The sequence below is a fragment of the Aeromonas sp. 82P genome (assembly GCF_051919365.1).
GTDB lineage: Bacteria > Pseudomonadota > Gammaproteobacteria > Enterobacterales > Aeromonadaceae > Aeromonas > Aeromonas veronii.
In genome coordinates this window covers 2,534,258-2,544,617 of sequence record NZ_JBQBEV010000001.1, presented here as the reverse complement: position 1 = coordinate 2,544,617, position 10,360 = coordinate 2,534,258, and the positions used below count along the sequence as shown (strand labels likewise).

The following is a 10,360-nucleotide window of genomic DNA, read 5'->3' as shown; positions in this document are numbered from 1 at the left end:
GTCGTCCTTACTCTTGCTGCCCGCCGCCGGGAAAATCCACAGGGCGGGCAATCCGGTCCAAAACTGTGGAAGGTGGCCTTAGGCCAGCTGATCCATCCGTTGCCACAGGCGGCTCGCCACCTTGCTGGCCTGCTCATAAATGGGCGCGACATCGAACGGGAACTCGCGATCCTGATAGACCATGCGCCCCTCCACCATCACGCTGTTGACGCTGTTCGATCCCATGCCGAAGGCGAGATGGCCACCGAGGTTGCGCGGCGCCAGCGGGGTCGGTGCGTCGTAATCGCAGATGGTGAGGTCGGCCTTGTATCCCGGCTCCAGGCGGCCAAATTTGGCGCCGAAGTTGCGCTCCAGCAAGGTGTTGCCGTTCCACAGGAAGCGGGCAAAGCTGTCGGGCCACAGCGCTCCGCCGGCATCCTTGTGTTTGAAGTAGGCAAACTTGAGCTCTTCGAGCATGTCGGAGCCGATACCATCGGTGCCAAGCGCCAGATTGCGGTACTCCGGCAGGTGCCTGTTGTAGCCCACGTGGTTGTTCATGTTGGAGCGGGCGTTGTGCACCAGGAAGGCATCGCGGCTGTTGAGCAGCTCAATGTCGGCCGGGCTCAGGTAGATGCCGTGGGCGACAAGCGACTTGCTGTCGATAAGGCCAAACTCGTTCAACCGGGCGATGGGCTCCTTGCCATAGTGGTGGTGGCCGTGAGCCATGTCGTAGCGGTCTTCCGCCACATGGATATGCAGGCCGCGACCGGTGACCTGCACCGCTTCGCGCAGCATGGCCAGCCCCTCGTCGGGCACGGTGAAGGGGGCGTGGGCACCGATATGCGCTTCCACCAGATAGGGCTCGCTCCCCTTGGCTTTGGTCGCATCGATCTGTTGGGCGAACAGGATGTTCTCCTCCACCCCGGCCTGCAGCTCGGCGAGGCCGCCGTTGCGATCCGTGGTTTCGAAGCAGGTCATGCCGCGCAGGCCCGCCTCTACAAACCCTTTGCGCAGCACATTCAGGGAGCCCTTGATGAAGTTGGGCGACGCGTGGTGGTCGATCACCGCACTGCAGCCGCTCTTGATCGCCTCCAGCGAGCAGATGAGGCCGCTGTAGTAGAGGGACTCATCATCGAGCGCCCGATCGAGCCGCCACCAGAGGTTTTTCAGGGTGGAGATAAAATCCGGGCAGGGGGCAATATTGGCCATGATCCCCCGCGACAGGCCGGAGTAGAAGTGGTTATGGGCACAGACGATGCCCGGCATCACCAGCTTTCCGCCCATCTCCCGATAGTTGGCCTCCGGGTAGAGGGCCCGCAGATTGGGCCCCACCGCTTTGATAAGGGTGCCTTCGATGGCGATATCCACCCCTTCCAGCACCCGGGTCGGCTCCAGCTGGACAGCGGTGACGTTCTTCAGAATAAACATGGTTTGCTCCTTCGCTTATTCGTGGTTCGCTCAGGCCTCGACGGCCCCCAGCAGGTAGTGGTGATGAGCGTGGACATGGCTGATGATGCGGCACATGTCGCCAAGGGCCGCTGGCGCATCCTTGATCCGGCTCTGGGCATCGATAGTGAGACGGTAGGTCTCGCCACCCTGACGCACCCGTAGCTCGCCCTCCCCTTTGCCACCATCCGCCAGATAGAAACCGGGGTTGCGGCTGTTGTCGAAATCCTCCGGCAGGCTGAAGATGGTCACCTTGTCCTGATAGGGCTTGCCCTGCCACGGGCAGAACTGGGCACAGTTGCCGCACTCGTTGCAGTAGGCATCCAGGTGCAGGGTCTGGAACTGATCCTTGAAGCCCGGCACCGCGATGGCGACGTTGGCCCGGTTGGGGCAGACATCCACGCACTTGCTGCAGAGGTAGTTGCACTCGAGGCAACGGTGCGCCTCTTGCGCCACGAAGGCATCCCGCTCGCTCTTGTCGACCATGGTGACGGCGATGCTCCCCTTGCGGCGGTAGATCTCATCCTTGCCCGATGGCTGGATGGTCACTTCACTCTGCTGGCTGGCGATATGCTCGCGAGAGAGCACCAGATCCGCGGCGCGGCGGGCACCACCGATAGCACCGACGATGGAGGATGGGCCACTCTGCACGTCACCGATGAGGAAGACGTTGCGACGGCTGGTTTCGCCGGTCTGGCCATCCACTTCGGGCCAGCCATCGTTGCCAAGAGGAATCCCCATCGCTTTGAGCACCTCGCAGTCAGGCTGCTCGCCGATAGCGGTGATCAGGGCATCCATCTGCATCACTTCGGTCTGCTCGGTAGGCACCGGACGGCGGCGGCCCTGCTCGTCAGGTTCCCCCAGCGCCATCATCCGCACGGTGAGCTTGCCATCTTTGTCAAAGCGCTCCGGATTGGTGAGGAAGCAAAAACGCACTCCATCCTCCACCGCTTCCAGATACTCCTCGCGATAGGCGGGCATCTCTTTTTCGCTACGGCGGTAGATCACGGTGACATCGCTGACACCCGGCACCTTGAGGGCCGCGCGGGCGCAGTCCATGGCGGTGTTACCGGCGCCGATCACCGCCACATGGCGGCCCAACGGCAGCGGTTTGCCCTGATTGAAGCTGCGCAGGAAGTTGAATGACTTGTAGACCCGATCATGTCCACCTTCGAGGCGCATGCCGCCATTCTTGTCGGCGCCGATGCCGACGAAGACATAGGTAAAGCCCTGGGCGTGCAGCTTGTCGACGGTGAGCGCCGGATCGCAACCAAACTCGAACTTGACCCCGTGGGCGGCGACAAAGTCGATGTCGTGCTGGATAAGCTCGGCCGGGATGCGGAACTCGGGGATGATGTGTTTGACCACGCCACCGGCATCCGCTTCGCGCTCGAACACGGTGACCGGATGACCGGCACGGGCCAGGAAGTAACCGGCGGAGAGACCAGCCGGACCAGCACCAATCACCGCAACCGGGTGCTTGTCACCACTGCCTGCCGGTTTGTGCCAGCGGGCCTTGTACCCTTCCCAGCCGCGCTCCAGCGCCACTTTTTTCAGCTCGCGGATATTGAGCGGGCTGTCGTAGTCGAGACGGGTGCAGTTGTACTGGCACTGGTGATCGCAGATATGGCCGGTGATGGCGGGCAAGGCGTTGCGCTGATAAATCAGCTCAAGGGCTGCCACATACTCCCCCTCGCCCATCAGGCGAATGTACTCGGGGATATCCTGATGCACGGCGCAGGCGGTGACGCAGGGTGCCACGTAGCAGTCGGTCAGCGGCAGGCCGCCACCCACTTCAATGCGATCGTCGGACTTCCACTCCTTCTGGGTGTAATCCATGGTGAGGGCCTTGGCGGCAAGCGCTTCCAGCTTGGCCACATCCACCTGACTCATGCCCCAGCTGTCAGAGGCGTCGATCTCTTTGAGACACTCAATCTGGCGCAGGTAGCCACCCGGTTTGAGCAGGTCGGTGGCCATGGTGATGGGACGAATGCCGGTCTCAAATATTTCGGCGATGTTGAACTTGCTGGCACCACCGGAGTAGGAGATGGGCAGCTTGCCATCGAAGGCGCGAGACAGCACGGCAGCCACGTTGATGGAGAGCGGGAACAGCGCTCGGCCGGACATGTACATCTCATCGCCGGGCAGCGCCCCCTTGCGGTTGATGGTGCCGAGGGTGTTGGTCAGCTTGACCCCGAAGGTGAGCCCCTTCTCGGCCCCCAGCGCCATCAGACGGGTCAGCATCGCCTTGGCCTGATCCAGCTTGAGGTCGTGATCGAACGACGCTTCGCTCAGACCAATGTAATCAAAGCCGCAGGTATCGAGGATCTCGCGCACCCGCGGGTAACCCAGCAGGGTCGGGTTCAGTTTGACGAAGGTGTTAAGCCCCTTCTCTTCCAGCATGTAGCGGCAGATGGCCTCGATCTCGTTGGGCGGACAGCCGTGCATGGTAGAGAGGGTAACGCCGTGCACCAGCTCGGCCGGGATGCGCTCCACCAGCTGTTGCAGGCGATCGCGCCGCGCCCCCAGTCCCAGCTCGGCGATAAACTGCTCGTCGACCACCAGCTCGCGCAGCACCTGCTGGTACTCGGCAAACTTCGGACTTTGGCTTGCATCCATCAGACTGTGGATGAACTGCTGCATCGGTGGCTGTTTGATGCCATCGAGGTTGTAACCCACGCTCATGTTGAAAATGAAGGACTTGGCCTCTCCGTCGAGCCGCGGGTCGAACACCTCCTCCAGCAGATAGAGGGCAAACCAGGCCTTCAGGTACTCGTCGAATGCCTTGGGCAGGGTGAACTCGGTGGACCACTCGGTGTTGAAGCACTCGTCTTCGGCATCAATGCAGGGCTTTTCCAGTTCGAGACGGTCAAGGATCTGCACCGTCTTGAGCTCGATAAAGCGCCCGCCGGTCAGCCAGGAAGTGACGATGTTCTGGGCCAACTGGGTATGGGGGCCGGCTGCCGGGCCAATGGGGGTCTCGCAGGTTTCACCGAACACCTTGATTTTGCGCTCGTCCTGCTTGCGATAGAATTGCGCGGCGGGAATACCGAAAATGCTCTGACTCTCTTTATATTCCGCAAAAATACGGGTCAGCAGGTTCTTGAACGGAACGGGTCGCATAATATCGCCCATGGCTATCTCCTTGCAGCTGTTCTGCCCATTGGCAGCATGAATAAATGGGGTATCCCGCACGGGTGTTCCCCCTTGGCAAGGAGAAGAGCAACAATCAGGCCACTACAGTTACAAAACTATTTTTTACGGTAAAAGCGTGAGACAGATCCAATTAATGGAGAGAATTTACGATGCCACCATTATGGGTATTGCGAGTAGTTATCAATCACTCTGGAATTTACTTAATGAGCAGTTCAAAAAGAACTCGCCCTATCAGATCAAGTGCGAGAAATATCACTTTGATACGCCATTTATCTCCCCGTTATCTTTTTAAACTGGGTTATTTCGTGGGCTCGCTCTCATTTTCAAGAATGCCACCCAGCAGCGCCTGATAGCGCTCCGGGGTATCCACATCAAACAGGATGGCGGGGCTGTCGACCGGCACCATACGGTGCGGATGCCCGTGCAACCAGCGGCGCACCGACTCCTGTGCCGGCGCGGTAGCCAGCTCCCTTGCGATGGATTTTGGCAGCAACACCGGATGGCCCGCCTCCCCCTGCCAGGTGGGAAAAAGAGCCTCACAACCCCGTGCCTGCCAGAGCTGTTGATAGACCTCGCGCGGGATACAGGGGAGATCCCCGTGGCTGATAAAGAGATAGTCAGCATCGCTGGCCGCCAGGGCGCAGCGGATGGAGCTGCCCAGCCCCTGCCGATAGTCGGGGTTGTGGACGACAACAATATCCGGCAGTGATCCGTAGCGCGCTTGAAGTTCCTCGCCACGATGTCCCACCACCAGAATAACCCGCTGACAAAAAGCCAGGGCATTTTTGAGACTTGCATCAAGCATTGTCCCCTGGCAATAAGGTAGCATCATTTTCCAGGTACCCATTCGGGAAGATAAACCCGCCGCCGTTATTATACAGTCACACTGCACTTGTTCCTGGCAACGTTGTTTCCCACTCCCTTCGATATTTATTTTGGTCGTCATTATGTCGCACCCACACGCTGTTGCTGTCGCATTTCCAGATATAGAACCGCTATTAAACTCGCTCACCAAAAATATTGATAGCCATACCACCTTAATTAGCCTCTGCGGGGCCGGTGGAAAAACCAGCACCCTGTTCTGGCTGGCGGAATATTTTTATCAACAGGGTAAAAGGGTGCTAATTACCACCACCACCCGGATGTTTCTGCCTGCCCCGTCACACTATCGGGAATTGATTATCGAGACGGATCCCGTTCGTCAACTTACCCGCTGTCAGGCGCTACCGGATGGCCCGGCGCTGGTTGCCCTGTTCAGCCATCTCGACGAGCGCACCGGAAAGGTGGCGGGCCCCACGCCCCAGCAGATTGATCTCATCAAGGGGCAGCAGCGCTTCGATCTGATCCTGGTCGAAGCGGATGGCGCCAATCACAAGTTATTGAAAGTGCCAGCTTTGCACGAACCTTGCATTCCCCAGAGCAGTGATTGGGTGATCGCCCTGACAGGAGGCGCCATGGTGGGGGCCAAGGCCGACCCGCAGCAGATCCACCGCTGGGCAGAGCTTCAGGCCCTGTGCGGGATAGAGGCCGGTGACCCCCTCGACTGGGCCCTGTTTCACCATCTGCTCTCCCACCCCGGGGGGCTGTTCAAGGGCACCCCGGCCAGGGCGCGCCGGATCTGGTTTATCAATGGGGATTATCAAAATGAGGCGTCGTGGCTCGATGAATTGATAAAGCTGCATAGCCGCCACCCCGAGATCCATGCCATCTGGCAGGGGGCGGTTCGCGAACCTCAGCCCATTCGCCTCGCACTCGGTTACTTCGCTCAGGATGAGGCACAACCGCCTCGCCCTGATGGTTTAAGGATAAGAAGAGGTACCTTATGAATCTGTTTGCACACGCAGCCCGACTGGAACAGGAGAACACTCCCTTTGCCATGGCCCAGATCATCGAGAGCCGTGGATCCACCCCCCGCCATCAGGCCCAGATGCTGGTGATGGCCGATGGCCAGATCCTCGGCACCATCGGCGGCGGCATGATCGAGCGGCTGGTGATCGAGGAAGCGATGGCCGCCATTGCCGAGCGCAAGCCGCGCATCTTCCACGGCCGGATGGCCCGCAACGGCGAACATGCGGTCGGGTCGGATTGTGGCGGCGCCATGTCGGTCTATATCGATGTCTATGGCCTGCGCCCCCGTCTGGTACTGATCGGCGCCGGTCACGTCAACCGGGCGCTGGCCCATGCCGCCGCACCGCTGGGTTTTGATATCCATGTGGGCGACTGTTTTGAAGGGAGCCTCAATCCCGATCACTTCCCCGTCGGCACTCACCTCAAACAGGCTGATACCATCAGCGCGGTGATCGAGGCGCTGGCCATCGAGCCCGCCAACTTCGTCATCATCGCCACCAACCATCAGGACAAGGAGGCGCTGGAGCGGCTCATCAATCGCCCCCTCGCCTATCTGGGGCTGCTCGCCAGCAAGCGCAAGGTGCAGACCTTCACCCAGGCGCTGCGCCAGCAAGGGGTGAGCCAGGAGCAACTGCAGCAGCTGCACGCCCCCATCGGCTACAACATAGGTGCCGAAACCCCCGAGGAGATCGCCATCAGCATCCTCGCCGAGCTGCTGCAGGTGAAAAACGGCAAATCGGGTGGGCTGATGCAGGACGATGTTCGCCTCAAGCGGGATCAGCTGGTGGTGATGCGCGGCTCCGGCGATATCGCTACCGGCGTCGCGCTGCGGCTGCACAATGCAGGTTTCAAGGTGGTGATGCTGGATCTCGACAAACCCACGGTGATCCGCCGCACCGTCGCCTTCGCCCAGGGGATGTTCGACGGCGAAACCAGTGTCGAGGGAGTGCGCGCCAAGCGGGTCGAGAGCGTCGAGCAGGCGTTCGAGCAGCTGGATCGGGGCGTCATTCCGCTACTGGTTGACCCCGACTGTGCCACCCTCGCCGAGCTCAAGCCCCGCTATCTGGTGGATGCCATCCTCGCCAAGCAGAATCTCGGCACCCACAAGGAGATAGCCCCCATTACGGTGGCCCTTGGCCCGGGGTTTGAGGCGGGGCGCGACTGCGATGCGGTCATTGAGACCAACCGCGGCCACCATCTGGGCCGGGTTATCTATCAGGGCCCTGCCCAGCCCAATACCGGCATTCCCGGGGTGATCGAGGGGCACTCCGCCCGCCGGGTGGTGCGCGCCCCTGTCGCCGGGGTGATGAAGAGCATTATCAAGCTCGGTGATCTGGTGCAGGAGGGGGATGTGATCGCCCATGTGGGTGACGCCCCTATTATCGCGCCGCTCTCCGGCATGGTACGAGGTCTGCTCAGCGATGGCATCGAGGTCACCGTCGGCTTCAAGATCGGTGACATCGACCCCAGAGGCGAGCGGGCCGATGCCACTACGGTATCGGACAAGGCTCGCGCCATCGGCGGCGCCGTGCTGGAAGCCATGATGCATCTGGCCCAGCGCAGATAACGGCTCTTCGCGTCCCTCTTCAGCACCAAGTTCAGCACCAAGCAAAAGCCCCACCATGATGGTGGGGCTTTTTTCCGCCTGTCGGTTGATGCAGAGCCTTTACATCAGGAGAACCTGCATCACGACCGGGTTCGTTGCAATCGCCAGGCTCGCACCGCCAGCACAACCAGAGTGATGGCGGTGAGCGGCAACACAAAACCGGTTAGCGCTGCACTGAACTGACCTTGCAGCGGACTGGATGTGGCGTGGAGGATCAGCCAGCAGGTGTAGCCGATGTAGTAGGCCAGAAACAGCGCCCCTTCCCAGCGGGCGATGGTGTAACCGGTAAAGAAGATGGGCAGGCAGGCAAGCGCCACCGCAATCATTACCGGAATATCGAACTGAAGGGCGGTGGCCGACACTTCAAGCCCACCGGGAGTGACGATGGAGGTGAGCCCCAGCACGCAGAGGATATTGAAGATATTGCTGCCCACCACGTTCCCCACAGCGATATCCCGCTCCCCGCGCAGGGCTGCGACGATGGAGGTCACCACTTCGGGCAAGGAGGTACCGGCCGCCACTATGGTCAAGCCGATGATCAGATCGCTCACCCCGAAGTAGTGGGCAATCTCAACCGCACTGCCAACCAGCAGACGGGAGCCGAGGATCAGCAGACCCAGACCTGCGGCAATAAAGAGCAGATTGCGCAACCAGTTGCCCGCCGTACTCGCTTCACGGGTACCAAACTCCTGCTCGTACTCCGCCTGCACCGCTTTGTTTTCCCGTCGACTCTGGACAAAGAGAAACACGGTGTAGGCGATGATGCCGGCAAACAGCAGCGCCCCTTCCAGTGGCGCAATACGGCCATCGTAGCCCAGCAACAACACCAGAAAAGAGACCACTATCATCAAGGGAACGTCGAGACGTACCAGTTGCTGTGAGACGGTCAACGGTACGATCAGTGCCGAAACACCTAAAATAAACAGCACGTTGAAGATATTGCTGCCGACCACGTTCCCCACCGCTATCCCTGCCTGCCCCTCGAGGCCAGACTGGATGCTCACCGCCAGCTCGGGAGCACTGGTCCCAAAGGCCACTATGGTCAATCCCACCACCAGTGGCGATATCCCCATCATGGTGGCGAGGCGAGATGCGCCCCGCACCAGAGATTCGGCCCCCACCACCAGACACACCAGGCCTACAGCCAACCACACCAGCGTCATCATACGGTCTCATCCTTGCCGTTAGGTTCGTTGAAATAATCACAATAAATCAGATACCTGTGCTCCAGCACAGTCAGACCACGCCATTGTAACGAGGGGCTGGTCCCCTGTCGCTGGCTCTTTTGAGTGCCGTTTATCGTGCCACTGGCAGCCCAGTCACCACTCAACCGTGCTTGATACGGGTTTCCCCCGCCACTGACACCACGGAACGCTTGCCCTTGCGACTGATCACCAACAATGCCAGCACGATAAGGGCGATACCGCTCCCCTCCACCGGCCCCGGGTTTTCCCCGAGCAGCCACCAGGAGAGCAGCACGCCGCTCACCGGCACCGCCAGGGTGCTGAGGCTGGCGATCCCGGCCGGCAGTTTTTTCAGCACAAACAGCCAGAGACTCCAGGCAATGGCGGTGGCAAAAATAGCGCTATAGGCCAGCGCCCCCATCACGTAGGGCTGCCAGTCGATGGGACGCTCCGGCACCAGCGCGGCCACCACGGCCATCACCAGGGTGGCGTAGATCATCTGCCAGGTGGTGAGGGACATCAGATCCACCGCGGGGTGGCGGGCATACATCCGCTTGGCGATGATGGCGCTGATCCCCCAGCAGATGCCGGAGGCAATGCCCAGCAGCGCGCTCTTCATGGAATCGAGGTGCAGTTGCCAGGGCTCGATCACCAGCAGCAGGCCGCAGGCGGCCACCCCGACCGCCAGATAGTGCAGCTTGCGCATCCGCTCGCCGAGAAAGAGCGCAGCGAAGATCACCACCCAGAACGGCATGGTATAGCTCAGAATGGCCACCTTGCCCGCCCCGCCGCTGATCAGAGCCCACTGGGCCAACCCCACCATGCCGCAGGTCTGGAACAGAGCGATGGCGAGGGTATAGCGAAACGGGGTGGGTTTGAGATAACGGCGCCCGCGCAGGGCCAATACCAGCAGCAGAACCAGAGATCCGCACAGGCAGCGCAGGGCGGTGAACTCGAAGGCCCCCGCGTAGAGCATCACCTGCTTCATCACGATCCAGCTGTAACTCCAGATGGCGGTGAGCAGGACCAACCCCCCCAACGCCGCCATGTTCAACTTGCTATTCATTATGCTGCCTTGTTGCTGCGGTCGATACGTCCGCCATTCGGGGCGCCATCTTACACCTCTGCCGCCCCCCTGCCC

General features: G+C 60.6%; 7 protein-coding genes. 2 read left to right on the top strand and 5 right to left on the bottom strand.

Annotated elements, in window-relative coordinates:
* Positions 1 to 78 precede the first annotated feature (78 nt).
* The 3 genes from ssnA to mocA all read right to left on the bottom strand — a co-directional run bounded on the left by ssnA (position 79) and on the right by mocA (position 5,527).
* A complete protein-coding gene (gene ssnA / locus ACTG2S_RS11580; RefSeq protein WP_274161424.1) occupies positions 79 to 1,407 on the bottom strand; it encodes a putative aminohydrolase SsnA in 1,329 nt (442 codons plus the stop codon).
* 30 nt (positions 1,408 to 1,437) lie between these two features.
* Entirely contained in the window at positions 1,438 to 4,560 is a 3,123-nt protein-coding gene (gene ygfK, locus ACTG2S_RS11575) for a putative selenate reductase subunit YgfK (RefSeq protein WP_274161425.1), read from the bottom strand.
* A 319-nt stretch (positions 4,561 to 4,879) separates the two neighbouring features.
* Positions 4,880 to 5,527: a molybdenum cofactor cytidylyltransferase gene (gene mocA, locus ACTG2S_RS11570; protein ID WP_274161426.1), complete on the bottom strand. Its 648-nt coding sequence runs from the start codon at positions 5,525 to 5,527 to the stop codon at positions 4,880 to 4,882.
* Position 5,528: 1 nt separating this feature from the next.
* On the opposite strand from mocA, the gene yqeC reads away from it, so the two are divergent.
* Together yqeC and yqeB are read left to right on the top strand one after the other, a co-directional pair.
* The gene (yqeC, locus tag ACTG2S_RS11565) at positions 5,529 to 6,407 is read left to right on the top strand and encodes a selenium cofactor biosynthesis protein YqeC (protein WP_274161427.1); all 879 of its coding nucleotides are present in this window, start codon (positions 5,529 to 5,531) and stop codon (positions 6,405 to 6,407) included.
* Positions 6,404 to 7,996, top strand: coding sequence for a selenium-dependent molybdenum cofactor biosynthesis protein YqeB (yqeB, locus tag ACTG2S_RS11560; RefSeq protein ID WP_439982542.1), 1,593 nt, complete (start codon positions 6,404 to 6,406; stop codon positions 7,994 to 7,996). Before yqeC ends, yqeB begins: the two co-directional genes overlap by 4 nt.
* A 119-nt stretch (positions 7,997 to 8,115) precedes the next feature.
* Here the strand turns inward: yqeB and ACTG2S_RS11555 are convergent, their stop codons facing one another.
* Both ACTG2S_RS11555 and ACTG2S_RS11550 read right to left on the bottom strand, forming a co-directional pair.
* Positions 8,116 to 9,201 (bottom strand): calcium/sodium antiporter, encoded by a 1,086-nt coding sequence (locus tag ACTG2S_RS11555; RefSeq protein WP_421312402.1) that lies wholly within the window; start codon positions 9,199 to 9,201, stop codon positions 8,116 to 8,118.
* A gap of 160 nt (positions 9,202 to 9,361) precedes the next feature.
* Positions 9,362 to 10,285 (bottom strand): DMT family transporter, encoded by a 924-nt coding sequence (locus ACTG2S_RS11550; RefSeq protein ID WP_439982541.1) that lies wholly within the window; start codon positions 10,283 to 10,285, stop codon positions 9,362 to 9,364.
* Between the last annotated feature and the right edge of the window lie 75 nt (positions 10,286 to 10,360).

Excerpts from the sequence above, each read along its gene's own strand:
- ssnA (WP_274161424.1), bottom strand. The coding sequence starts at position 1,407 with ATGTTTATTCTGAAGAACGTCACCGCTGTCCAGCTGGAGCCGACCCGG.
- ygfK (WP_274161425.1), bottom strand. The coding sequence starts at position 4,560 with ATGGGCGATATTATGCGACCCGTTCCGTTCAAGAACCTGCTGACCCGT.
- mocA (WP_274161426.1), bottom strand. The coding sequence starts at position 5,527 with ATGACGACCAAAATAAATATCGAAGGGAGTGGGAAACAACGTTGCCAG.
- yqeC (WP_274161427.1), top strand. The coding sequence starts at position 5,529 with ATGTCGCACCCACACGCTGTTGCTGTCGCATTTCCAGATATAGAACCG.
- yqeB (WP_439982542.1), top strand. The coding sequence starts at position 6,404 with ATGAATCTGTTTGCACACGCAGCCCGACTGGAACAGGAGAACACTCCC.
- ACTG2S_RS11555 (WP_421312402.1), bottom strand. The coding sequence starts at position 9,201 with ATGATGACGCTGGTGTGGTTGGCTGTAGGCCTGGTGTGTCTGGTGGTG.
- ACTG2S_RS11550 (WP_439982541.1), bottom strand. The coding sequence starts at position 10,285 with ATGAATAGCAAGTTGAACATGGCGGCGTTGGGGGGGTTGGTCCTGCTC.